Below are 24,668 nucleotides of genomic sequence, written 5' to 3' on the forward strand. Positions count from 1 at the left end.
AACACTTAATCTTTAAAAGTCCCTTTGAACTCTTTTTCATACTTGCCCCACGCATCTGCAGTGGTTAATTTTTTATAATCGTTGTTCGCAATCATTTTAAGAAAGATCTCTAACTGCTCTGGGGTTCTATAACCCACTACAGGTGCGATAACATTAGATTTTTCATCGAAAAAAACTAAACTTGGATAGCCACTAATTTTCAAAGCATTTGCTAAAAAATGCTGACTGTTCCTGCCTTTCCTTTTAGGATCGTGATTAGGGTTTGTATACTTAAAATCTTTATATATAACTTCTTCTGTACCTTCTGCATCAAATTTTACAGGGTAAAAATGCTTATTTACATAATTCACTACATCCTTATTGGTAAATGTATTTTTATCCATCAACTTGCATGGTCCACACCAAGTAGTATAAGCATCCATCAAGATCTTTTTGGGTTGCTTTTCCTGAGCTTCCAGAGCTTCGTTCATGCTCATCCATTTTATTTCTTGAGCTTGTGTAAATCCAGAAACCAACAAAATCAATAAAATGCTAATCTTTTTATTCATACTTCTAATTTAAAAAGTTTTCCTACTCAATTATCATTCCGAAGTTATCTAATATCGTGCATCAGCCTTTTTAGAAGTGGATTAAGTAAAGCTACCAAAACTCCACCAGCGATAGGCACAATAGTAAATATCAAGAAAAATGTAGAAAGATCATATTCCTGAGTAACCGTTTCTATCATTCCTCCTAAAGATCCCGCTAATTTATTTCCTATAGCAATTGCTAAATACCACATCCCGAACATAAAGGCAATCATTCTTGCCGGCACTAACTTACTCACATAAGATAATCCCAAAGGTGAAAGACATAATTCTCCTAAAGTATGTAATAAGTAAGCTAATATTAACCAGATCATACTCACTTTTGCTCCTTCAGCAACTCCACTAGATCCAAGCGCTAACAGACCAAATCCTAGTCCGAGTAAGATTAATCCGAAGCTATATTTAAATGCCGCAGACGGATTATATTTACTTTCCCACCATTTAGAGAAGAAAGAGGCAAATACAATTATAAAAAAGGAATTTAATATACTAAACCAAGAAACGGTGATCTCTGTAGTTTCTGCTGTAAATTCTCTAAACAACATCCAAACTACCAGTGCCCAAATTCCAGCAAAACAAATTCCTAAAATGATATTAGATCCCGGAATCTTATTAAAGGTTTGTTTCCATAATAAATATAGAACCCAAGTAATAATTGCTAATGGTACTACCGTTAATAAGGCATTTACTACATTAAAAATAGTGGCTGAATTTCCTACTAGTACCCTGTCTACATTATCCCGTGCAAAAATAATAAGGGATGAAGCTCCTTGTTCAAAAGACATAAAAAAGAAAACAGTAAAAAACGCAAAAATTATTACTGCTATCAATCTGTCTCTAACAATTCGAGAATATCTAGAGATCCTGGAAATAACCAGAATTAAAAATAAAATTAAACCTATTATAGCTATTCCTATTGGCCCGTTGAGGGGTTCTCCTCCAAAATTCACTGGCAGAACTTCTGGAAACAAATTAACATTTGCTATTTTAGATAAAGGATCATTAATTAAATACACAAATCCTATACTAGCAGATGCTGCAACCAAGATCTTATCTATTAGAGTAAAAGGATTCGGTTTATGAGCTACTCCTTTGCTTTCTTCTTCGCGTAAATGTTTTTCAGCTAATTCTTTATCTGGAACTCCACCTACTTTTCCAAAAAGAGGTTTAGCCAACCAAAACTGAAGTGTACCTAATAACATAAAAATACCAGCAAGACCAAAGCCCCAACTCCATCCTATTTTTTCTGCAAGATATCCACATAACATCATTCCAAAAAAGGCACCTGCATTAACTCCCATGTAAAATATGGTGTAAGCGCCATCTTTCTTATCAGATTTGCCCTCATACATTTCAGAAATAATAGAAGTGATATTAGGCTTAAAGAAACCAGTACCAATCACTAATAATCCTAATCCGAAGTATAAAGAAAATTCTGTTTCTAGAGCCATGGAAGCATGACCAAGCGTCATTATTCCCGCGCCTATAATCACAGCCCAACGATAGCCTGTAAATTTATCGGCAATTAAGCCTCCCAATATTGGTGTTAAATATAGCAACCCGGCATAGGTTCCAAAAAGAGCACCTGCATTTTCTGCAGACCAACCCCATCCAGGATTGTCTACTCCCACAATGGCCATGGTCAGGAAGTTAACCAAGAGCACTCTCATTCCGTAGAATGAGAAGCGTTCCCACATTTCGGTAAAAAATAAAACAAATAATCCAGAAGGATGACCTAAGACATTGGATTTAAAAAAATCTACAGGAGTCGCCTTTTCTACAACCATAATCCTGCTTAATTAAAATCTTTTTCACCAAGATCATATTGCTCCTGTTCTGGCAATTCTCTTTCATCATCTTCAGCTCCATGCGTTAATCTCTTAAGAGGCTTAAGCATTAATAATACTAATGATGCAAAGATTACTGTGAAAATGGTAATTCCTAAGAATGTTCTAAACTCCATTTCGGTTTGCACTTCATCTATTATTACAATTCCAGAATAATCCAATTCTTCTTTAGATAATTCTTCATCATTATTTCTAAAGCTGAAGACTGCATAATAAGGGTTTTCCTGAGTTACATTCTCCTCTTTTAGAAGATTGATTATCTCATTCTTCCCATTTTCATTTTCAAATTTCACTAAGTCTAAAACCGACTCATTTGTATTAAGATCTACGGCATTAAACTCTCCATTTACCGGATAAATTTTCGTCTTTATTTCAAAGTTTTTCCTTTGTTCAAGAATGCTATCATTCACATTTAAAAATGGAGTTAAGTCTCCGCTAGATGCAATTAGCTCAATATTTGTAGGTTCTCCTTGTGAAAATTCACCAATCACTCCCGCAACTTTATTTCCTAAACCAGTAGCTGCAAAATAAACACCCATCATTAAGGATGCATATCTTACTGGAGCTAGTTTAGTGATGAATGATAAGGCAACTGGGGAAGAACAAAGTTCTCCAATAGTATGTAGCAAATAAGCTAAAACTAACCAGTACATAGCTGCTGCTCCATTAGAAGCATATTGATGAGATGCAGCGGCCATAAACACAAATCCAAGACCCATGATAATTACCCCTGTAGCCATTTTAAAAATGGAAGAAGCTTCTTTATTTTTAAGTTTACGTTTCGCCCAGAAATTAGCGATAACCACCCCAAAAAGAATTATAAACAACGCATTCAAGGATTGAAAAAAGGAAGCAGGAACCTCGTTTCCTATTAAGGGTAAACTAAAAGGTAAAATCCTGTCAGTCTTATCTAGTGCGTAAATATTCATTAAACCACCAGCCTGCTCAAAAGCTCCCCAAAAAACAATTACCAAAGTGAAAGAAAGTAACATTACTACATATCTATCTTTCATCACCTGACTTGTAAGATCCTTATAAACCATTAGCATCATTGCTACTACCAAGGTTAAGAAAAGAAATAATAAACCGTATCCAAAACCTAATTCTAACCAACCCCAGATTGAAGCTCCTAATAAGATAATAGATATAATTAATTGGGTTGGAGATTTCAATAATTCACTAAATAAATTACCTAAGGAAGCTCCTTCATTACGTTCAACCTTAGAAAGAAGATTACCAACATTCGTTAGGTATTTTTGTCCCCATAGATATACTATAAGACCTAAAGCCATTGCAATTCCCGCAAGACCAAATCCGTAATGCCATCCGATATTTTCACCTACATAACCTACTATTAAACTGGAAAGAAAAGCTCCCAGGTTAATACCAATATAGAATATGGTGAAACCTTTATCTCTTCTAATATCGCCTTCCTTATAAAGTCCACCTACCATGGTAGAAATATTCGGTTTTAATAGACCAACCCCAGCTATAATTAATCCAAGACCAGTATAAAATGCCCACATTTCCTCTACGGCAAGGATTCCGTGTCCACACACCAAAATGATCCCTCCAATTAAAACAGCCTTTTTCTGGCCAAAGACCTTATCGGCTAAAATACCTCCAGGAATAGAAACAACATACACTAACATTGTATACCAACCGTAAAGCGCTAGAGCTTCCGTAGAAGTCCAACCTAAACCGGCATTTCCACCAGTTGTTGCACTTACAAGATAAAGTACAAGAATTGCGCGCATCCCATAATAGGAAAAGCGTTCCCACATTTCTGTGAAGAATAAAATATACAATCCTATAGGATGTCCGAATAATTCCTTTTGATTTGCCGGAGGTGCAGTATTTGCCATTATATAGTTATTAGTTTATGAGTAAGGTTATTATAAATTTTCTTTAATGAAGTTTGTCATCTTAGTGTACAAATGCAATCTGGTGTTTCCACCATAGATCCCATGATTTCTATCTGGATAGATAGCCCAATCGAACTGTTTATTAGCTTGTACCAAAGCCTCTATTAATCTCATAGAGTTTTGAACATGTACATTATCATCTCCAGAACCGTGAACTAAAAGATATTTTCCTTTAAGTTTTTCTACATGGTTAATTGGAGAGTTTTCATCATAACCACTTGCATTTTCTTGCGGCGTGGTCATATATCGTTCTGTATAGATCGAATCATAGAATCTCCAGCTAGATACTGGCGCAACAGCAATTGCCATAGAGAACACATCGTTCCCTTTTAAAATAGCGTTGGTAGACATAAATCCACCATAACTCCATCCCCAAATACCAATTCTTTCTGAATCCACATATTCAAGCTCTCCTAATTTCTTAGCTACTGCAATTTGATCTTCCAATTCCAGTTTCCCAAGCTCATTTTGAGTTACTTTCTTAAATTCAGCTCCTTTAAAACCTGTTCCTCGACCATCTACAGTTACAATAATGTATCCCATATCTGCAAGCATCTGATACCAGTAATCATTCGTGTTGAAATATGAATTTGAAACAGACTGAGATCCAGGACCTGAATATTGATACATTAGAACTGGATATTTTTTAGTAGCATCAAAATCTGATGGCTTAATAGTCCACATATTCAACTCATTCCCATTGATCTCTATAGTAGACAATTCCTTTGGTGAAAAATTAAAGGCTTTTTCTAAATCTATTAATGCTGAATTATCCTTGATCTTTCTAACTAGTTTTCCGTTCTCTGCATTATGAAGAGTGTATTCATTAGGAGTACTTGTACTGTTGAAAGTATTTATGAAATAAGTATAATCTGCACTAAAATCTGCATTATTAGTTCCAAGCTTTTGAGTAAGTCTTGTTTTTTTAGAACCATCGGTTTTTATAGAATATACATCTCTGTTCACACTTCCATTTTCTGTGCTCTGAAAATATATTTTTTTAGATTTAGGATTGAAGCCATAGTAATTGGTCACTTCCCAATCTCCCTTTGTAATTCTGTTAAGAAGTTTTCCTGATTTGTCGTAGTGATAAATATGATTATATCCATCTTTCTCGCTGGTCCAGATAAAACTGTTATCTGCTAAAAATGTCAAGTTATCGGTAACATCCACATAAGCAGCGTCTTTCTCATTCAAAACGATCTTTGCTTCATTGTTTTTAGCATTCACAAAAATAAGATCCAAGTTATTCTGATGGCGGTTTAGAACCTGTACACTTAAGATCTCAGGATCATTAGTCCATTTAATTCTTGGAATATAAAAATCTTTATAATCCCCTAAATTAACATCACTTGTTTTCGAAGTCGCAACATCATACATATGTAAGGAAACTAGAGCATTTGCTTCACCAGCCTTTGGATACTTAAAAGTAGATGCTGTTGGATATAAGTCTTTTCCTATAATATCCATTGAAAATTCTGGAACTTCGGCTTCATTAAATCTTAAAAAAGCCACTTTCGTTCCATCTGCATTCCAATCGAAGGCTCTTACAAAAGCAAATTCCTCTTCGTAAACCCAGTCTGTAACTCCATTGATCACTTCATTTTTCTTACCATCTTTAGTGATCTGAGTTTCTTTTCCAGAAGCCAGCTCTTTTACAAAAAGATTGTTTTCAAAAACATAAGCAACTTTAGAATTATCGGGAGAAAATGTTGGCTCCTGTACTTTATTTTCACTTAACTTTTTTAATTCTTTAGATTTCACATCGTAGATATAAAAAATCCCTTGAGTAGAATGACGATAGATTTGGTCTACATCTGTAGCTAATAAAACCATATTTTCATCTGCACTCAGCTCATAAGATTGAAATTTAGAGAGTTCAGAAAGATTGGAACTATGTAAAAGACTACCTTTTTTCTCTCCAGACTTATAATCGTAAATATCTATACTGGAAGATCCGGCTTTTCTATCATGATTTAGAACGATATACTGTGTTCCGTTATTTAAAGATTTTAAAGATTCAAGTCTTTCTTGGCTAAAGGTGCCACTCCATATATCTTCTAAAGTAACTTGTTTTTCTTGTGCGAAAATTGCAGAAGTTCCCACCAAAAATAGGGTAAGGACAAATTTTGGTATTCTCATAAATGTATTAAATAAATTTTGTAGGCCAAGTTTACTAAAAATTCAGCAAAAAACGCTGTTTTTAGGTGTTAAATACTAATAGTCTGTTAAACCTGAAAACTTGCCTAAGGCCCGTTCCACTAATTCTAAGACCACTTGTTTTCTCCATAAGAGTAGTAATTGTATCTTTGAAGCACAAATCTATTAACTAATGATCACACCCATTACTGGTTTTTCTAAATTGAATAAGGAAGAAAAAATAAACTGGTTATTAAAAACTTACTTACAAAATTCCGAAGATTCTGAGAAAATTTTAAAACAATATTGGAATGTAAATGATGAAGTGCAACAACTGCATGAGGAATTTACCGAAAATACTCTAAGTAATTTTTATTTGCCATTTGGCATAGCTCCTAATTTCCTAATTAATGGAAAACTAATGGCCATCCCAATGACCACGGAAGAAAGCTCTGTAATTGCTGCTGCTAGTAAAGCTGCAAAATTCTGGCAAACTCGCGGAGGTTTTAAAGTAAAAGTTCTAAATACTACTAAAAATGGCCAAGTTCATTTTATTTATAATGGGGATCATAACAAATTAATAAAATTCTTTCATGCTTCTAAAGAGACACTTTTAGATTCTGTAAGTACAATCACCAAAAACATGCGTAAGCGTGGAGGTGGAGTTCTAGATATTGAACTGCTTGATAAAACCGAAATGCTAAATGGGTATTTCCAGTTACACTGCACTTTTGAAACGAAAGATTCTATGGGCGCCAATTTTATAAACTCTTGTTTAGAAAAATTTGCTGATACTTTAAAAGATGAAGCCGTAAAATTCCAGGACTTTAATGCTGAAGAAAAACACCTGGAAGTCATAATGAGTATCCTTTCTAATTATGTGCCGGAATGTTTAGTAAGAGTAGAAGTTTCTTGTCCAGTTTCAGAATTATACGATGATAAGCAAATTTCTAACGAGGGCTTTGCTGAAAAGTTTTTAACTGCAATTAGAATCGCTGAAGTTGAACCTTATCGTGCGGTTACGCATAATAAAGGGATCATGAATGGGATAGATGCAGTGGTTTTGGCAACCGGTAACGATTTTAGAGCGATAGAAGCTGGTATTCACGCGTTTGCTTGCAAAGACGGCTCTTACACGAGCTTAACTCATGCGAGCATAGAAAATAATGTTTTTAAATTCTGGATGGAGGTTCCACTAGCCCTAGGGACTGTTGGGGGCCTTACAAATCTTCACCCACTTGTAAAAGTTGCTTCAGAAATACTTCAGAAGCCATCTGCAAGAGAATTAATGGAAATTGTGGCGGTAGCAGGTTTGGCTCAAAATTTTGCCGCTGTAAAGTCCTTAGTGACAAATGGGATACAACAAGGACATATGAAAATGCATTTAATGAATATCCTGAATGCCCAGAAAGCAACTCCAGTTGAAAAGGAAGAGCTTATTAAATATTTCACAAAACACACGGTTACCCATAGCAACGTTGCAGAACAATTAGAACGAATTAGAAATTAAGTTTAAGCCTTTATGACTACTTTTCGAAGTAATGGAAAATTATTGATCACTGGAGAATACGTTGTTTTAGATGGAGCCGTGTCCTTAGCATTGCCTACAAAATACGGCCAGAGTCTTAATGTGGAGAAGGTTCCAAGAAGTGGAATACAATGGACTGCTTATGATAATGAGGATAAAATCTGGCTAAACGTTTTTTTTGAACTGGAAGAACTAATATTAAAACCTGCTGTTATTAACGCAGAAACATCGATTTCCGAAGAAACGTATCTTCTAAAAATATTACAAACGGCAAATTCTTTAAACCCTAGTTTGCTTCAGCAAGCAATTGGATTTAATGTAATTACCAAACTAGAATTTCCAAAGAATTGGGGGTTAGGCACATCTTCTACATTAATCAATAATATAGCTCAATGGTTCATTATAGACGCTTATAAACTGCTACAATTAACCTTTGGAGGAAGCGGATATGATATTGCTGCAGCACAACATAATAATGCCATTACATATGAGTTAACTAAGGAAAAAAGCAATGTTTTGAATGTAGACTTTAATCCACAATTTAAAGAGGAGTTGTTTTTTATACATCTTAACCAAAAACAAAACAGTAGAGATTCAATCCAACATTATAGAAATCAATCTAAGGTTGAATTACAAAATAATATTACCAAAATATCTGGATTAACCAGCAAGTTTCTTACTTGTGAATCCTTAAAAGAATTTGAATTATTAATTGAAATTCATGAATCCATTATTTCTAAAATAATAAACACTCCAAAAGTGAAATCAGCGCTTTTTCCAGATTTTTCGGGAGCCATTAAAAGCCTTGGCGGATGGGGAGGAGATTTTATATTAGTAACTGGAAAAGATTCCGATCTGGATTATTTTAGAGAAAAAGGATACGATACAATTATTCCTTTCTCTGAAATGGTTTTGTAAACCATACCTGAATTCCTCTAACCCTAAATTATTTTTTACTTTTTAAAAAGTGCATCAAAATAATTAGATGTCGTTAGGTACTCTAATCTTTCCTGCTTTAGGTAGTTTATAACCACTTCCCTATCCCCGTAATTTGGATCTAAACAATCGTTCATTTTGGAGTCTGATACTGTGAGAACAATATACCAGTTTCCAGTTCGTGTAGAATGCATATCTTCTAAGAGAGGAGAATATCCATTTGAATCAAGCCCCGCATCGATTACCAATGGTATTAAATTCAATGTTTTCGTGATTTTTTCTACTTCGTGAAAGGAAAGAAAATACTCATAACCGTTAATTATAATAGGCACATTATACGATACATCTTCATGCCCTAAGTCATACTTAGTATTTATATAATTATAAAACTCATTTGCATCTTTAGGATCTTCAAAAACATAAGAATGTTTTCTAGGCAGCGTTCTTTTAAATTTTTTAGCAACTATAAGTTTTTCGCCTTTTATATTTGGAGCAATTCTTAATGGAATACAGGAAGTTAAAATCAACAATAAAAATAAGAGTAGAAGTGATTTCATTTAATGTTTTAATTAATTCTTTCAATTATCATCAAACAACGCGCCAATATATTCAATAAAAAGAAATACCAACAGGAGTGTCTACCTATAAGATGTTCGTTTATTCTGAAGATCCGGAAATAATGTATTTCTAAAAGATCCTTCGACAACACTTCGACAAGCTCAGTGTGACAAAGTGCTAATCACCAATGTCAAGCTGAGCCTGTCGAAGCTTCTTTTATTTAGCCACTCCTTCCCGAAAGCTATCGGGAGGTTGATAAAGGTCTGTTTATTTTTTAAGAGTGTTCATTTTTTTGCTTGTCCAAAAAAAACGAACCAAAAAGCCGCCTGAACATTTTGGATAGGAAGGACACTTTTTTGTAGGTGATTCTATTTCAGCTTGACGGTGAATTCTTTAGAAACAAAAAAGCCCTTGACAATGTCAAGGGCTTTTCTAACAAAATATATTATTTAAAGTCTAGTAGAAACGAGCTCTATTATCCTCGATATCTGCATTTTCTTTTAAAGCTTCAAAAACTCTAGACACTACTGCTTGTCTTCTTTGGGAAGCTTCTCTCATTGCAAAACTCTTATAAGAATCCATTTTTGGCGCAGCGTTCATACTTACCATTTCAACTACATAAACTCCTTTATCACCAGAGATTGGTTTACTTACAACTCCAGGTTTCAAAGAAAAAGCAGCTCCTACCACTTCTGGCTCATTTCCTGCTCCAGCTAATGTTGGATTATTCAAGTTGATCGCACTTGCCGATTGAACACTTACTCCATTGTTTTTAGCGATCTCAGCTAAAGAAGCTCCATTAGCTTTTTCTTTTAAAAGCTTTGCCTTTTTCTCTTTCATCAAGATAGGTGTTACAGATGCTGATGCTTCTTCCGAAGACATTAGTCCTTTATCTTTAACAGCAGTAATTTGTGCCACTACATAACCTCCAGCAACTTCAAATCTCTTAATATCTCCCGCTTTTACATCGTCCTCAAAAGACCACTGCACAATTCTTCTTTGTGCACCAACGCCAGGAATATTCTCCTCTAAAACTTTCATACCTCTTACGGTTTTCACCTCGTAATTATCGGCTTTTGCAACTTCAGCAAAGTCTTTATCCTTGTCTTTAGCAGCTATTTCAAATTTCGTAACCTTCGTGTAAAGATTATTCAATGATTTTTCTGAAGGCTCGATCTCTCTAGCAATTGTTGCCAGTTTCACACCGCGCTCCTCAGCAGTTTTATCTTCAATAGAAATAATATGGTATCCAAATTCAGACTCTACCACTCCGATATCACCCTTATTATTGTTGAACACATAATCATTAAAACTTTTTATCATAGAACCTGGTCTAAAAAACCCAAGATCTCCTCCTTTATCTTTTGAGGCAACATCTGCAGAATATTGAGCAGCTAAAGCTTCAAAGCTTCCTTTATCTTTTCTTACAACTCCAGCAAGGCTATCTGCTAATGTTTTTGCTTCTTCTTTAGTTCTTAAAGTTTCAGCAGCTGTAGGTAAACCTTTCCATGAGATCATGATATGACTTGCTTTTGCAGAATCTGCAATTTGAACAGCTTCTACCATTTTAGTCACTTTCCAGTATCCACCTTCTTTGTATGGCCCGTAAGTTTCACCTTCATTCAAATTAAATATTTGATCTGTAAAACTTCCTTTTAAATCATTTTTGAATAAAATTCTATCCTGATATTGAATATCTGAATTCTGGTTTACAAATGCTTCTACATCACTAGCTTCAGAAAAGCTTGGTAAAGTATCATTTTCATTAGAAGCCGAATTAAATTCTACTCTACTATTAAGAACAGATGCCACTACAGCTTTTGCTTCGGTATCATCATCAGAAGATGCTTCTTCAGGGAAATAAACAAATTGTATATCTCTACTTTTTTCTACTTGGAATCTCTCAGAATGCTTCTTAACGTAATCTTTAATCTCATCTTTAGATACACTTACCTCAGTATCTGCGATGCTAGAATATGGCAATTGTACAAATTTAAGATCGACATTATCGTTCTCCATTCTATAAGCTTGCTCTCCTTCTAATAAAGTCGCTCCAATTCCAGCTCTCACCATATTATAGTAGATATTCTCTTTTGCACTCTCTGCAATAGAATTCTCGTAAGCAACCCATTGATCATAGGCTTGAGGTGATGTAGCTTTTAAATTAGCTACATATTCTTGAAGTTTATTTTCATCGAACATTCCAACTTCATTTACGAAGTTTGGATTTTGAGCCAATTGAAGACGAAGTAATTGTCTCACTTGCGCTTCTCCTACGTTGATACCAAGCTTTTCAAACTCTTCTTGCAAAACAACTTCACGAAGTTTTAGATCCCAAACTTGGTTTACAACCTGAGAAGTAGTTGCGTTAGGCCCCATGTTTTGCTGGTAAGCATCTACCTGTCTGGCAAAATCTTCTCTGCTTATCTCTTCTCCATTAACGGTTGCAACCACATTTTGTGATTTTTGTGAACTTAAGCCTCCATTACGAATCACATCGGCAAGAACGAATGAGAATAATGCCAATGCAATAATTACGATAAGGAAAACAGACCGTTGTCTAATTTTATTTAATACTGCCATTTGTAGTTATTATTTATCTAATATAGTGGGCGAAAATAGTGTTTTTAACCTTATTATAAAACTTAATATTTGCAAAATATTAACGTAATTAATTTTTAATTTTTGTCTTTCAGTTGAAGTTCCACCAATTCAATTTTAGTATTAGTAGCATCAAGGATCTTAAAGTGATAATTATTGATCTTTACTTCCTCATCTATTTGTGGAATTTCCTCGGTATGATTGGTAATAAAACCACCGAGAGTTTCATAATTCTCACCTTCAGGAATATCCAACTTGTAAGTTTCATTTAAATAATCCACCTCCAATCTAGCCGAAAATTTAAAATGATCTTCTCCAAGTTTTTCTTCAATAAGGATGATAGAGTCATGTTCGTCTTCTATTTCCCCAAATAGCTCTTCTACTATATCTTCAATAGTGATCATCCCACTAGTTCCTCCGTATTCATCTATTACCACAGCGATACTTTTCCTTTTCTTGATCAAGATACTAAGTACATCTTTTACCCACATTGTTTCTGGAGCATACACAACGGGAAGTAGAATAGATTTAAGGGTTTTAGGCTTTTTGAAAAGTTCAAAGGAATGTATGTAACCTATAATATCATCTATAGTTTCATTATACACAAGGATCTTAGAAAGACCGGTTTCAGTAAAGATCTTAACCAAGTCTTTTGGCTCTACACTTTGGTCTACTGCTACGATCTCGGTTCTGGGAACCATTACTTCTCGAGATTTGATATCTGAAAACTCCAAAGCATTCTGAAATATTTGTATTTCTGAATCTACTTCCTCATCAGACTCTACTGTTTCCAATTGCTCACTAATAAAATTCCCTAATTCTAATTTACTGAAAGCCAACTGAACCTCGTCTCCTTCGGTTTTAAAAAAGCGTTTCAGAATAACATCTGAGATCCAGATAACAAATGAAGAAACAAAACTGAATATGAAATAGAATATATATGCCGGGATCGCAAAGATCTTTAAGAATGAGTTCGCATAGATCTGAAAAAATACCTTCGGAAGAAATTCTGCTGTAAACAGAATAATTAGTGTAGATATAATGGTTTGAGTTAGAAGACTAAAATCTGTAACCATAGCGGTTACAAACCCACTTTCTGAAGGTAATAGACCAGACAGGACAGTCATTATTAACTCTCCCATATAAAAACCATAAACCACCAATGCAATATTATTGCCCACCAACATGGTAGCAATGAATTTTGAAGGTTTTTTAGTTAGTTTTCTAAGGACATTCGCTAATATTCCGGATTGCCTTTTTTCTATTTCAATAAAGATCTTATTGGAAGAAATGTATGCAATTTCCATTCCTGAGAAAAAGGCCGATAACAATAGGCAACATACAATAATTAGAATTTGAACCTCCATATTAATTAATGCTTGTCATTTTCCAATTTCTTCCTAAAACGTCTTTTAAAAAAAAACATAAATATGGCAATAACCACAAAGAAAATAAAAAGATATGCGCGATTACGCTCTTCACTCCAAATTCTAACAGCTTCGAAGAGAAAAAATGCTGCTATGAATAAATATGCAAATTCAAAATATTTAAAAAACTTCATCATTCTTTTTTTCTTCTATTATTTGAATTCCCACATTAGTACGGGAACGAAAATTAGTGAAATTTAAATCGGAATCAAAACCTTGACCATCATTCCGGGCACCATTGGCAAACTCAATTTTATTGGGTTTATCGGTAAATATCCATCCCGCTTTTTGATCCCAAAATAACTGCTCTGCACGTAATTTAGTACTGTCGCTAGTAATTAAAACTACATTATCCTGAAGATCTATAAGACCTGTTTCATCATATATGATTCCATAATTAGCGGTAACAATACTCTTTTTTCGATTTTCATCAAAAAATTCTACTTGGATTCCATCTGGGAATTCTCTGTAAGGAAATTCCATGTTTGTAAAATCTAGCATTTTTGGACTTTTAAGAGTAGCTACCACTCTACCAGAATCTGTATACTTTAAATTAAGCCCCATTCCAATTGCCTGCGGATTCTCATCTGGCATGTCTAAAGCTCTAACCCTATTTAAATTACCCTCACATGAAAAAAGCATTGTCACGGTGATAGCCGTGACAATGCCTGTAAATATTTTATTATATGTGATCATTGATTTACAATGAAGGTACTCTTACTGTTTCTCCAATCCAACATCCTATTCTCACACTTTGACCTTCTTTTCCAGCTTGAAAAATATCAGATTTTTGAGGTGCTCTTCCTTTGTAAGCAGCAACCGTTTGGTTTGCAACGCTACTTAAAGATGGATCTACACGACCTGCTCTAGAAGCATAATCTGCAGCTAACCAATATACCGCTCTTTTATCAAAAGTTGTTGCTCCACAATTGTTTGCGCTTTTTGCGATCATATCTGCAATTTGTAGATATGCTCTACCCGCTGAAGGCTTAGCAGAAAGTGCTTTATTGTAATAAGTTCTAGCCTGTCCGAAACTACCTTTTCTTTTGTAGTTATCTGCCAACTTCATATAAACTCTAGACTTATCTGAAGGATTTGTTTCCAATTCTGCAGACTCGTTATAGTATTTCATTGCTTGCGTAGCATTTCCTTTTGCATCTGCTAATTGTCCTAAATAAAGGGCAGATTTAGCAGAAGGTTCTGCTGTATGTAAAGCTTCAGATAACTTAAAGAAGATAGGATCTTCTGTACAATCTTTAGCAGATAATCTTCCAGACGCGATCTTTAACCAAGCAACATCTGTTTTTCTTTCAGCAAAATCCTTATTATATAAAGGGATTAAGTTATCACAATCTGCTCTCTGTCCTAACTTACCATTAATACTGCTTTTTACAGTACTATAAGCTTTTAAGTTGATCTCAGAATTCGCAACCAATTGCGCTTCCTTAGCAGATAATTCTTCTCCTGCATCTTGCTTTACTAAAAGTGGCGCAAGGAATTCTGCCATCTTATTTTCTTCTTCTTCAACTTTAGATATTACTTGATCGTAGTTTTCAAAAACATCCTCTAATGTTTTAGTTCCTTCATCTTGAAGATCTACTAATAAAGAGAAATAAGCGTATAATGCTTTAGCACTAGTAAAACTCTCTCTATCAGCCTTAAACGCTGCATCAAAAGCTTCGAACTGCTCTTTTTTAGTTCCTATCCCATTGTCATATTTAAGCATTGCAATATCGCCTTGTACTTCACCTGCGCTTGTTTTAGCTGGGAAATACTTTAAACGATCGTTCATAAGATCTATAGTTTCTTGAACTAATGCTTTTTTATCTGCATCTGTTGCTTTAGACATTTTATCTTTTAAAACACGATCTAAGTATTGAAAAGTTGCCAAACTATAAGTAGGACATTTTTCTTTTACTTCCATTAAAGGGGCATAAGCCTGATCGTATCTCTTTGCTTTTGCATCATCATAAGCCAACGCTGCTTTTGTAGCACAGTCTACATTAGTTTGAGCCTTAACTAGACCAGAGCTTAAAAGCACTCCTGATAATAGTAATATAAGTTTAGTTTTCATTTTTTTGTTTTTATAGTGGTTAATCAAATTTGCGTTGTACGAACCATTTATCATTTAATGACAAACTTATTGAAAGTTTAAAAAAGTTCTCCTGAATTAAACCGGAATTTGTTGTACCGCGCTGTCCATACTCAATTCCTATGTTTGCATTCGTAAAGTTTCGTCCTGCTGGTAATCCTACTCCAAAAGATATGCCAAACTCATTTATCCCCTCATTACTAAGGTTAAGCCCAGTTTCTTCAAAACGCAATCCTGCACGATAAACCACTCTGCTAAAATAACTTGTTAAAGAATTATAATCTGGAATATAAAATCCTCCTAATCTATATTGAGATGCATTATCATATTGCACTTCAGCAAAAGAATTTCCAGAATTAAAATTATAATCGCTTGCAGACACTCTTCCGTATTCTGCTCCTAAGAACCATTTATTATTAGCTCCAAGTCCAGCACCAACAGTTAATTCTGAAGGTAAAGACAGGTCTCCTTTTGGAAATGTGGTGTCACTTTCCTCAAATGCAAATTCACTTCCATCTGTGCCAAATGAGATTAAAGCAACATTGCTCATCTTCTCTGCTGTGATATCCATTTGCGGAGCATAGGTTGCAACAGTATATAAATTAAGCTTATCGTTTAATTTTCTTTGATAATCCAGTCCAAAATTTAAATTAAAACCACGTAGGTCTGTTCTATTAATCTTCCGAGAACCTAATTGAACTCCAGCTTGATATGTGGTGAAGTTATTTTGAATATTTCCAAAGTTATAATTCACATCTACCCCTAGACTAAGGTTGTCATTTACAGCATAACCTGCTGTTAAGAAAACTTTATTCATTCCTCCACGACCGGTAAATCTATTTGAAGTCTCGTCATTGGTTTCTAATATCCTATATCCAACAGAGGTAAAGGGAATTAATCCCACTCCAAAATTCAACTTTCCAGTAGGAAGTCCAATGGCCAAATAATCTAATGAAGTTGTTCTGCTAGATTCACTTTCTGTATCTGTTTTTAAAGCCGTACTTTGATGACTTCCTCCAACTGTAAAAGTGGTTAATCGCAGTCTTCCATAAGAAGCCGGATTTCGTAAGTTTAAGTGAATACTATCTGAGAACATTCGAATACCTCCCATAGACTGATTTTCTACAGTACCTTTAAACTTAGTAAGGCCAATTCCGTAAAATGAATAAGGGGATGATGTTCCTTCTTGTGCAGCCGCTACAACCGTAGTTAATAAGGCTACGATTATTATAAATCGTTTAATCATTGAGATTTATTAAATTCTAAAATGTAATTCAATCCTTCAAGGAGGAAATTTGAGTTCGCAAAGATGCTATTTTTTAATCGTTTACACAAAAATTGTGAGTCCCCACCTGTCAAAATTATTGTTAAATCTTTAAACTGAGTACTATACATTGAAATTACCCCATCAATTTCAGACGTAATTCCGTTAATAACACCAGATTGCATGCTTTTAATGGTGGTATTTCCAATTAGATTTACACCTTCCTCCGGCTCTAATAACGGTAAGTTTTCTGTAAACGTATTCATTGCCTGATATCTCATTTGTAAACCTGGAGAAATTGCGCCTCCCAAATACTCATTTTCGCTGGTTTTTAAATCAAAAGTAATACAGGTACCAACATCTATTACTAATACGTTTTGCGAAGGATATATTTTACTTGCTGCAGACACCAATGCAATTCTATCATTACCCAAAGTTTTAGGGCTAGCATAGAGATTTAAGAATACCTGAGGTAGCTCCTTATCCAAAACAATCATTTTATAGTCTTCTTGGAGTTTTTGCAACCACTTGGAAGGTGTTTTTGATACCGAAGAGACCAAAACATGCCCTATATTTGGAAAACTCAGGTCTAATTCTTCAAGATTTTTAAAAAAATTTTGCTTGAGGGATGTTTTTTTTTGAATTAACACATTACCCTGAAATACAGCCATTTTCACCAGCGTATTTCCTATATCTATCACTAAATTCATAGATTCAAATTAAAAAAGCGAAGTTACAAAAGCAATTTTTTAAAATTTCCTTTGTGGGTTAATAAAAATGAAATTATATTTGCACCCGCTTGACAGGCTTACTACAAGTTTTAAAGCAACTGGTGCCTTAGCTCAGTTGGTAGAGCAAAGGACTGAAAATCCTTGTGTCCCTGGTTCGATTCCTGGAGGCACCACCTTAAAAACCCCTTGACAATAGTCTTGGGGTTTTTTTAATTTATAATGTTAATCATTTCCTTCTCTTCAAGTTGAAAAATAAATAATATCAGAGAATAAGTTTTTTATATCGAAGATCACAGCAAGTTAGTTCCATATTCCCATAAAAATCATCCCTATTATCCTTCCTTTATAAATTCAGTAAAAGTGGACCGAAAGAGAGAATAATATTTAAGAAACTATTTTTGATGCTTTAAAGCAATTTCTTTAAGTTTTTCTACACTTAAGGGTTTACTTAAAAATCCAGACACTTGCTTGTAAGATTCAGCTTTCGTTCTATCTGAAAAAGCTATAGAAGAGGAAACAATATAAATAGTGGTTTCTCTATCAAAGTCAGGTCTGTGTTTAATTAGGCCATCCAGAAACTGCCAGCCATCCATTTGTGGCATATTAATATCCAATAGAATTAACGCAGGAAGAACCTTCTTTGAGTTTAATAGATCTTCAAAGGCTTCTGACCCATCATTATAAAAACAAATAGAGTCATACACTCCTGCACGCTCTACAGCTTTTCTAATGATAAGCTGATAAATTTGATCGTCATCTATTACGCAAACGTTCATTTTCATTTAAAATTTATTTTAAACACCGTACCAACTCCTACCTCACTTTCTACCCCTACACTGCCTCCCATAGCTTCAATTTGATTGCGAGTAATAAATAATCCAACGCCTCGAGAATTTGGGATCTGTGTAAATGTTTTATACAGACCAAACACCTTGTCCCTATGTCGTTTTAAATCTATCCCTATTCCATTATCGGCTATTTCTAAGACCCATGATCCGTTTTCCTTATATCCAGTAATAGAAACTTCCAATTTTCTAACAGGTTCTCTATACCTTAACGCATTGGTTAAGAAGTTTAAAAATACACTTTCCAAATATGCCGCATTAAATTTAACGATCATATCATCTGGTATATCTCTTTTAATAATAGCTCCTTTTTTAATAATTTGCATTTGAAGGAGGTCTATAGTTTTATCTATAAAAGCATTGATCTGTAATGGCTCAATATTTAAGTCTAAATTAGTATTGATTGATACAACCTCATTTAGATCATCTAATGTGTGATTTAATGCGTTCCCTACTTTAGAAAGTAATTCTATATAATTTAGCTTCTCTTCTTCCACATCAGAAGTATTATATAAGCTTAAAATTGCCTGAATATTACTGGAATGCGACCTTAAATTATGAGATACTATATAGGAGAAGTTTAGCAATCTTCTATTTTGTTCCATTACAGTTTGGTAGGTACTATTTAAATGGATCTCTGCTTGCTTTTTCTCGCTGATATCCCTAAAGTTCCCAACAATCCCATTAATATTAGGATCCTCCAGTAAATTAGTTATCGTATATTCCGCCCAACGCCATTCTCCTGCCTTATTGATTAATCTTACAGGATCCCCGAGCACAGGTTGCTTAGGATTCTGAATAGCAAATTGCAATTGTTTTTGAAAAATTTTCGAGTCTTCTGGATGAATCAAAGTGCTTAAATTAATAGCTTTAAATTCTGCCTCTGAATATCCTGAAAGCTTCTCTCCAGAAGGAGAGGAATATAATGTCCAACCTTCTTTAGAAAAAATTGTTACTACCTCGGCGCCATTCTCCACCAATGCTCGGTACCTTTTCTCCTTACGCATTAGCTCATCTTCAGCTAAAACTCTTTCAGTAATATCCTCAATAATTGCGATATGAGTATTCCCAGAAAAACCTTCTTTCCATAGAGGGGAGGCAGAAAGCTTGATCCATAATATATTTCCATTCTTCTGGATAAGTTTTTTTTCTAAGCTATACTCCCTAATTTCTCCGTTTAATAAATTATTCATTAAAGCTACATTCTTATCAACTTCCACTGGATCTGTTAAATCTCTAAAGTTCATGTTCTTCAATTCCTCTTCTTCATATCCACAAAGTTCTCTAAACCTCTGATTGGTCTCTAAAAATTTTCCGGTAGGGGTTTCTACGCGCACCATCCCAATAGCAGCCTGATTAAAAATAGTCCTAAATTTCAACTCGCTATTTATTAATTCTCCTGCTTGTTCATCCACCAGTTTTTGAAGTCTAGCCGGTTGCTTAAATAAAAGAATGACCATCCAGCTTAACCATGCAGCTATTAAAAGGATGAAAAAAGTTAATGGGATCAACTCATAAAATGTCTCCTTGGGATTTTTAAGTGCTATGTAGAATTTCCAGTCTCCGTCTGGGAGAATTATGGTTTCTACAACATTATAATCTCTATCTAAATGATTTTCAATAAAAAATCGCTCTTTATTCGTTATAGCATCGATTTTAGAGAACTGAAAAAGGTACTTATCTCTGGCAAGTTCTTTTAAGCCCGCTTGTTCTATAAGGCTTTCAAGTTTGATAATGACAGCCGAAAACCCCCAAAACCTATTATCCTTAAAAACTGGCAATCTTCCAACAACTGCCGTCCCGCCTTGCTTAAGATCAATTGGGCCAGCAAAATACATTTTTTTGGCATCTATTGCTTTATAAGCCTCTTTTTGGGTTTTAGGATCTTTTAAGATATCATAGCCAATAACGGCCTCATTCCCCTTTAATGGATAAACTTCTTGAATTACACCTCCGGGATCCATCTGGACTACATCTATAACCGGATATTGTTCTAATAATTGCGGAGCATTTTGATCAAAATCTTTAATGTTCCCTTTATCATCGATCAAAAGACCCATACTCAAGGCAACAGAATAGCTATCTTTTAAGGAGTTATTTAAATTTTTTTCCACTTGATCCATCACGCCCACCATTTCTCTTTCCTCAGACTCACGAATGATTTGATATCTCTGATAAAGAAGAAAACAACCTAGAAGAAATAGAAAGACAAAAGAAAATATCCCTGCCAGAATTGGTCGAGAAAAAATATGTGATATAGATAATTTAGAACCTTTTATTGGGCTCATTTAGGATAAGGGTATAAATTTTATTTTTTTAAATATAAATAATATAATCTTATAACCTTTAATTATAAGTAATTAATGAAAGGTTTTGTTTTTAATGAGGTTTTTACACATCACTTTTTAAGGATTTCAAAAAGTATTTTGGATTTACACCATACTTTTCTTTGAAGATCTTAGAAAAATAGCTTCTATTATTTAATCCTATGGCGAGAACAATCTCAGATATATTTTTCTCAGAATTCATCAACATATCTTTAGCAGCTTCTAATTTTACATTCTGAATATATTTATTCACCGTTAAATCATACACATACTTAAATCCTTCCTGAAGCTTATTTACATTGGTTCCAGCTTCTTTAGCCAAGTTCTCCACAGTTAAATTACTACTAAGATCTCCAGCAATTCTCTTAGCAACATAATCTACTTTATGAATATCTGACTTTCTTAAAATTTTAGGTAATTTATCTTCAGCTTCATCATCTTGATATTGGGCAATCTGTACCACTAACATTTGGAAAGATTTTCCTTCAAGAAAAAGCGATCTAAGAAAACCAGAATGCTCTTTGCTATTCATCTGGTCCATGAGATCTGCCGCTTTTATACTATAGTTCCCTTGATAGAAAAACTGATGTTTAGACACCTCATCCTTGAATAGGGTTTTTAATGTATCGTCTAGATCTTGAAAATTGTAATTTGATCTATGAGAAAAAGTAGCTCGTATAATTTCTAAGCTAGATACATGGGTTTGTACATTCGCTTTAAAATATAAAACGTGTCCATTATAACCGCTACTGGATACAATAATGTTTTGATATGCCTGAATATCATTTACTTCTGTTGTGTCTTGAAAAGAATGTGAGACAGATCCTTCTGAACAAAAAATAAATTTTAAGGGATGTACGCTATTTAGGGTGAAATGTATTTCTATATCCTCATAAAACTTACAATTATAAGAGATCACCCCAATTCCAGAATCGAAACTTGAAGCTGTCACAGTACCTTCCCCCAATTCTTTTGGAATTGTCAACACCAATTCCCCACCATTATTATCTAGAGAAACATTTAAAAATTCTGAAATGTCCTTGATAATCTCATTAACTGGTAAGGTTTTAACCGCAATTTTCATAAAACAATTTTATAATTTTAATATCGAAATTTAATCTCACAAAAATTTTACTTCCCTGTGTTAATGAACAATTGATATACAGTCAAAAATAATCTAAGCAATCTAAATTACAATGAAAATAGCAAATAACAGCAATATTAATGCGTATAACGTTATTCATATAATTAATAGCCCAAAACACCCAAGAGTTAAGTAAAATTAATAAAAATAGTAATTGTGTTAATGAATTCTCTAAAAACGGCACATTTCACAATAAAAAGAAGTCAAATTTACCTCCTCTAAGGATAACATATATTTATCATCCTTATTTTGAAATTATTCCACTTATGATTACAATATTAATTTTACTGGCTTTAGAAATTGTGCTCATAGTATTTGTTAGCGTCCTATTAATTAGGAAAAATAATTAATCTTCTCAATATTTCATATTTCCTTGTATTTAATCATAATTAATATACAATCTTATATTATAATTTTTTAAAATCTTCTTTTTTAAATACCTTGTTCCCTAAGTATAAAAGAGATATATCACCAATAAATACTATATTAAGAGCAGCTTTTAGTAAATCGAGTTTATTTTAATAATCTTCCGAAGATAGTTGTAGCTCTTTACTTCCTGATCTCTTTACATTAAAAACCATTATCTCAATAAACACGTAAGTATATAGTATACGTTACGATTAAAGAAACATGTTATAAAATATAATTATGTCTAAAACCTATTATGATCCTGCCGACCTAAGAAAATTTGGAAATATTACTGAATGGAATGAAGAATTAGGCACAAAATTTTTCGATTATTACGGCAAAGTCTTTGAAGAAGGTGCTCTCTCGGCTCGAGAAAAATCTTTAATTGCATTAGCTGTTTCTCATGTTGTACAATGCCCTTATTGTATAGATGCATATACAAAGGATGGATTGCAAAGAGGAATAGACAAGTCGGAAATGATGGAAGCTGTTCATGTTGGAGCTGCAATTAAAAGCGGAGCCACTTTGGTTCACGGGGTTCAAATGATGAATAAATACGAAAAACTTAGCATGTAATTTGTTGCAAACAGCATTTTAATTAATCCTACCAGATTGCTATTATAATTCTGAATTAAAAAATATTATGGCTTTATTAAAATCATTAGCAGCACGGGAAGACGATCTTTCTAGCCCAGCTAATCAATTAAAATTTCTAAGCAATGGCATTTTTAAAAAAGGGGAATTGCCTTTATTTAAAGATAAAATCGCCGAAAATAATCATTTCCCACTAAAACCTAAAAAACTGGAAATTCTTCAGTTAAATTTAGGATATATGTGTAATCAAGTGTGCTCCCATTGCCACGTAGATGCTGGCCCAGACCGTAAAGAGATCATGACCATGGAGACGATGGAACAATGTCTTGAAGTTATAAGAAATACTGGCGCGCATACTTTGGACCTTACTGGGGGAGCTCCAGAGATGAATCCAAATTTTCGTTGGTTTGTAGAAGAAGCATCAAAAGCTGGAATTAAAGATTTTATTGTACGTTCCAATCTTACCATCATATTAGCGAATAAAAAGTACCACGATTTGCCAGAGTTCTTTAAAAAACATAAAGTTCATGTCGCCTCTTCTCTTCCTTTTTATAAAAGAGATAAAACAGATAAGCAACGGGGAAATGGTGTTTTTGATAAATCTATAAAAGCATTACAAATGCTTAACGCTGTGGGTTATGCTCAAGAAGGTACTGGTTTAAAATTAGACTTGGTTTACAATCCATCGGGTGCTTTTCTTCCTACAGATCAGCAGGCATTAGAGCAAGATTTTAAAGTAGCTCTTAAAGAAGATTTTAATATAGATTTCAACAGATTATTTGCGATCACGAACCTTCCAATAAGTAGGTTTTTAGAATATTTAATTGCTTCAGAAAATTATGAAGACTATATGTATGCACTTGTAGAAGCTTACAACCCCACTGCTGTAGAAAATGTAATGTGTACAAACACTATTTCAATAAGTTGGGATGGCTGGTTGTATGATTGCGATTTTAACCAGATGTTAGATCTAAAAGTAGCAAGTAAAGTTCAGCATATAAGCAACTATAATGAAGATCTTTTAAATGATAGAGAAATTATTATTTCTCAGCATTGTTATGGATGCACTGCCGGAGCAGGAAGTAGTTGCCAAGGAACAGTTGCTTAATCCTATTTTATATGAAACTAAAATTAGGCTTTTTACTTTTTTTTATATTTCAAATTGGGTTTATAAACGCCCAGGGATCTCTAGATAAATTAATATCTAAATACAATTCTCACAGCATTCCTTATATCTCTGTTGAAGAGTTAAAAATGCAAAGTGCAAAAGAAAAAGTCTTTATTCTAGATGCCCGAGAAATTGAAGAATTTCAAGTTAGTCATATCGCAAATTCAATTTTTGTTGGCTATAATAATTTTTCAACAGAAAAAGTTATTTCCAATATCAAGTTAAAAAACGCTCCCATTGTTGTCTATTGTTCTTTAGGAATTAGATCTGAAACCATTTCAGAAAAACTAAAAGAAGCTGGATATACCAACATCAAAAATCTATACGGCGGAATTTTTGAATGGAAAAATAAAGGTTACAGCGTGTACGATTCTTCTAATAAAGAAACACAAAAGGTTCATGCCTTTTCCAAGCACTGGTCTAAATATTTGACCAAGGGAGAAAAGGTTTACCAGTTATAAAATAAATGATTCTTAACCTGTTTCCGAAGCGCTTAATACTAGTAGTAAAAAGCAAATTCAGGCTAACGAAAAAACTTCAAGTCTAA

Annotated in this window: 19 protein-coding genes and 1 tRNA gene; 6 read left to right on the forward strand and 14 right to left on the reverse strand. The window is 33.9% G+C overall.

All coding sequences use genetic code 11. The features are described from left to right. Positions 1–5: 5 nt before the first annotated feature. From BC962_RS00205 to BC962_RS00220, 4 genes are read right to left on the reverse strand one after another with little or no spacing between them, the layout of a single operon-like run. Positions 6–548 (reverse strand): thioredoxin family protein, encoded by a 543-nt coding sequence (locus tag BC962_RS00205; protein ID WP_121343926.1) that lies wholly within the window; start codon positions 546–548, stop codon positions 6–8. Between the two features lie 44 nt (positions 549–592). After that, positions 593–2,374, reverse strand: a complete 1,782-nt coding sequence (locus BC962_RS00210) for a peptide MFS transporter (RefSeq protein ID WP_121343927.1) — start codon at positions 2,372–2,374, stop codon at positions 593–595. An 8-nt stretch (positions 2,375–2,382) separates the two neighbouring features. Next, positions 2,383–4,299 (reverse strand): peptide MFS transporter, encoded by a 1,917-nt coding sequence (locus tag BC962_RS00215; RefSeq protein WP_121343928.1) that lies wholly within the window; start codon positions 4,297–4,299, stop codon positions 2,383–2,385. Positions 4,300–4,329: 30 nt separating this feature from the next. Further along, the gene (locus BC962_RS00220; protein WP_121343929.1) at positions 4,330–6,501 is read right to left on the reverse strand and encodes a S9 family peptidase; all 2,172 of its coding nucleotides are present in this window, start codon (positions 6,499–6,501) and stop codon (positions 4,330–4,332) included. Between the two features lie 190 nt (positions 6,502–6,691). Here BC962_RS00220 and BC962_RS00225 point away from each other — a divergent pair, with 190 nt between their 5' ends. Both BC962_RS00225 and BC962_RS00230 read left to right on the forward strand, forming a co-directional pair. Next, entirely contained in the window at positions 6,692–8,008 is a 1,317-nt protein-coding gene (locus BC962_RS00225) for a hydroxymethylglutaryl-CoA reductase, degradative (RefSeq protein WP_121343930.1), read from the forward strand. Positions 8,009–8,020: 12 nt separating this feature from the next. Next, complete coding sequence (locus BC962_RS00230; protein ID WP_121343931.1) at positions 8,021–8,944, forward strand: GYDIA family GHMP kinase; 924 nt, start codon at positions 8,021–8,023, stop codon at positions 8,942–8,944. Positions 8,945–8,979: 35 nt separating this feature from the next. Here BC962_RS00230 and BC962_RS00235 read toward each other — a convergent pair whose 3' ends face one another. The 7 genes from BC962_RS00235 to BC962_RS00270 form a co-directional block, all read right to left on the reverse strand. Further along, positions 8,980–9,519: a hypothetical protein gene (locus BC962_RS00235; protein WP_147405597.1), complete on the reverse strand. Its 540-nt coding sequence runs from the start codon at positions 9,517–9,519 to the stop codon at positions 8,980–8,982. Positions 9,520–9,976: 457 nt separating this feature from the next. Then, a complete protein-coding gene (locus BC962_RS00240; RefSeq protein WP_121343933.1) occupies positions 9,977–12,103 on the reverse strand; it encodes a peptidylprolyl isomerase in 2,127 nt (708 codons plus the stop codon). A 95-nt stretch (positions 12,104–12,198) separates the two neighbouring features. Continuing rightward, positions 12,199–13,488, reverse strand: a complete 1,290-nt coding sequence (locus tag BC962_RS00245) for a hemolysin family protein (RefSeq protein ID WP_121343934.1) — start codon at positions 13,486–13,488, stop codon at positions 12,199–12,201. Positions 13,489–13,668: 180 nt separating this feature from the next. Further along, positions 13,669–14,244 (reverse strand): LPS export ABC transporter periplasmic protein LptC, encoded by a 576-nt coding sequence (lptC, locus tag BC962_RS00255; protein ID WP_121343936.1) that lies wholly within the window; start codon positions 14,242–14,244, stop codon positions 13,669–13,671. Positions 14,245–14,248: 4 nt separating this feature from the next. Next, on the reverse strand, positions 14,249–15,622 hold the full coding sequence (locus BC962_RS00260; protein WP_183075424.1) for a tetratricopeptide repeat protein: 1,374 nt from the start codon (positions 15,620–15,622) through the stop codon (positions 14,249–14,251). Between the two features lie 19 nt (positions 15,623–15,641). Further along, entirely contained in the window at positions 15,642–16,886 is a 1,245-nt protein-coding gene (locus BC962_RS00265) for a hypothetical protein (RefSeq protein WP_121343938.1), read from the reverse strand. Continuing rightward, entirely contained in the window at positions 16,883–17,614 is a 732-nt protein-coding gene (locus BC962_RS00270; RefSeq protein ID WP_121343939.1) for a type III pantothenate kinase, read from the reverse strand. Before BC962_RS00270 ends, BC962_RS00265 begins: the two co-directional genes overlap by 4 nt. Before the next feature lie 121 nt (positions 17,615–17,735). Here BC962_RS00270 and BC962_RS00275 point away from each other — a divergent pair. Beyond that, a tRNA-Phe gene (locus BC962_RS00275) sits at positions 17,736–17,808 on the forward strand. Positions 17,809–18,027: 219 nt separating this feature from the next. Here the strand turns inward: BC962_RS00275 and BC962_RS00280 are convergent. The 3 genes from BC962_RS00280 to BC962_RS00290 all read right to left on the reverse strand — a co-directional run bounded on the left by BC962_RS00280 (position 18,028) and on the right by BC962_RS00290 (position 21,891). Continuing rightward, complete coding sequence (locus BC962_RS00280) at positions 18,028–18,417, reverse strand: response regulator (RefSeq protein ID WP_121343940.1); 390 nt, start codon at positions 18,415–18,417, stop codon at positions 18,028–18,030. After that, entirely contained in the window at positions 18,414–20,768 is a 2,355-nt protein-coding gene (locus BC962_RS00285) for a PAS domain S-box protein (protein WP_121343941.1), read from the reverse strand. The genes BC962_RS00280 and BC962_RS00285 overlap by 4 nt, the downstream gene beginning before the upstream one ends. A 103-nt stretch (positions 20,769–20,871) precedes the next feature. Further along, positions 20,872–21,891: a helix-turn-helix domain-containing protein gene (locus tag BC962_RS00290; protein WP_121343942.1), complete on the reverse strand. Its 1,020-nt coding sequence runs from the start codon at positions 21,889–21,891 to the stop codon at positions 20,872–20,874. A gap of 708 nt (positions 21,892–22,599) precedes the next feature. Between BC962_RS00290 and BC962_RS00295 the strand changes: the two genes are divergently transcribed. The 3 genes from BC962_RS00295 to BC962_RS00305 all read left to right on the forward strand — a co-directional run bounded on the left by BC962_RS00295 (position 22,600) and on the right by BC962_RS00305 (position 24,582). Further along, the gene (locus tag BC962_RS00295; RefSeq protein ID WP_121343943.1) at positions 22,600–22,935 is read left to right on the forward strand and encodes an arsenosugar biosynthesis-associated peroxidase-like protein; all 336 of its coding nucleotides are present in this window, start codon (positions 22,600–22,602) and stop codon (positions 22,933–22,935) included. Positions 22,936–23,002: 67 nt separating this feature from the next. Further along, entirely contained in the window at positions 23,003–24,061 is a 1,059-nt protein-coding gene (gene arsS / locus BC962_RS00300) for an arsenosugar biosynthesis radical SAM (seleno)protein ArsS (protein WP_121343944.1), read from the forward strand. 11 nt (positions 24,062–24,072) lie between these two features. Continuing rightward, positions 24,073–24,582, forward strand: coding sequence for a rhodanese-like domain-containing protein (locus BC962_RS00305; RefSeq protein WP_121343945.1), 510 nt, complete (start codon positions 24,073–24,075; stop codon positions 24,580–24,582). The last annotated feature ends 86 nt before the right edge of the window (positions 24,583–24,668 follow it).

Origin of the sequence: Gillisia mitskevichiae, from assembly GCF_003634585.1 — a bacterium.
Classification (GTDB): domain Bacteria; phylum Bacteroidota; class Bacteroidia; order Flavobacteriales; family Flavobacteriaceae; genus Gillisia; species Gillisia mitskevichiae.

What these genes read in the sequence shown, in the direction of transcription:
- BC962_RS00235 (WP_147405597.1), bottom strand. Translation starts at nt 9,519, where the DNA reads ATGAAATCACTTCTACTCTTATTTTTATTGTTGATTTTAACTTCCTGT.
- BC962_RS00205 (WP_121343926.1), bottom strand. Translation starts at nt 548, where the DNA reads ATGAATAAAAAGATTAGCATTTTATTGATTTTGTTGGTTTCTGGATTT.
- BC962_RS00240 (WP_121343933.1), bottom strand. Translation starts at nt 12,103, where the DNA reads ATGGCAGTATTAAATAAAATTAGACAACGGTCTGTTTTCCTTATCGTA.
- BC962_RS00215 (WP_121343928.1), bottom strand. Translation starts at nt 4,299, where the DNA reads ATGGCAAATACTGCACCTCCGGCAAATCAAAAGGAATTATTCGGACAT.
- BC962_RS00290 (WP_121343942.1), bottom strand. Translation starts at nt 21,891, where the DNA reads ATGAAAATTGCGGTTAAAACCTTACCAGTTAATGAGATTATCAAGGAC.
- BC962_RS00265 (WP_121343938.1), bottom strand. Translation starts at nt 16,886, where the DNA reads ATGATTAAACGATTTATAATAATCGTAGCCTTATTAACTACGGTTGTA.
- BC962_RS00230 (WP_121343931.1), top strand. Translation starts at nt 8,021, where the DNA reads ATGACTACTTTTCGAAGTAATGGAAAATTATTGATCACTGGAGAATAC.
- lptC (WP_121343936.1), bottom strand. Translation starts at nt 14,244, where the DNA reads ATGATCACATATAATAAAATATTTACAGGCATTGTCACGGCTATCACC.
- BC962_RS00220 (WP_121343929.1), bottom strand. Translation starts at nt 6,501, where the DNA reads ATGAGAATACCAAAATTTGTCCTTACCCTATTTTTGGTGGGAACTTCT.
- arsS (WP_121343944.1), top strand. Translation starts at nt 23,003, where the DNA reads ATGGCTTTATTAAAATCATTAGCAGCACGGGAAGACGATCTTTCTAGC.
- BC962_RS00245 (WP_121343934.1), bottom strand. Translation starts at nt 13,488, where the DNA reads ATGGAGGTTCAAATTCTAATTATTGTATGTTGCCTATTGTTATCGGCC.
- BC962_RS00285 (WP_121343941.1), bottom strand. Translation starts at nt 20,768, where the DNA reads ATGAGCCCAATAAAAGGTTCTAAATTATCTATATCACATATTTTTTCT.
- BC962_RS00210 (WP_121343927.1), bottom strand. Translation starts at nt 2,374, where the DNA reads ATGGTTGTAGAAAAGGCGACTCCTGTAGATTTTTTTAAATCCAATGTC.
- BC962_RS00260 (WP_183075424.1), bottom strand. Translation starts at nt 15,622, where the DNA reads ATGAAAACTAAACTTATATTACTATTATCAGGAGTGCTTTTAAGCTCT.
- BC962_RS00280 (WP_121343940.1), bottom strand. Translation starts at nt 18,417, where the DNA reads ATGAAAATGAACGTTTGCGTAATAGATGACGATCAAATTTATCAGCTT.
- BC962_RS00295 (WP_121343943.1), top strand. Translation starts at nt 22,600, where the DNA reads ATGTCTAAAACCTATTATGATCCTGCCGACCTAAGAAAATTTGGAAAT.
- BC962_RS00270 (WP_121343939.1), bottom strand. Translation starts at nt 17,614, where the DNA reads ATGAATTTAGTGATAGATATAGGAAATACGCTGGTGAAAATGGCTGTA.
- BC962_RS00305 (WP_121343945.1), top strand. Translation starts at nt 24,073, where the DNA reads ATGAAACTAAAATTAGGCTTTTTACTTTTTTTTATATTTCAAATTGGG.
- BC962_RS00225 (WP_121343930.1), top strand. Translation starts at nt 6,692, where the DNA reads ATGATCACACCCATTACTGGTTTTTCTAAATTGAATAAGGAAGAAAAA.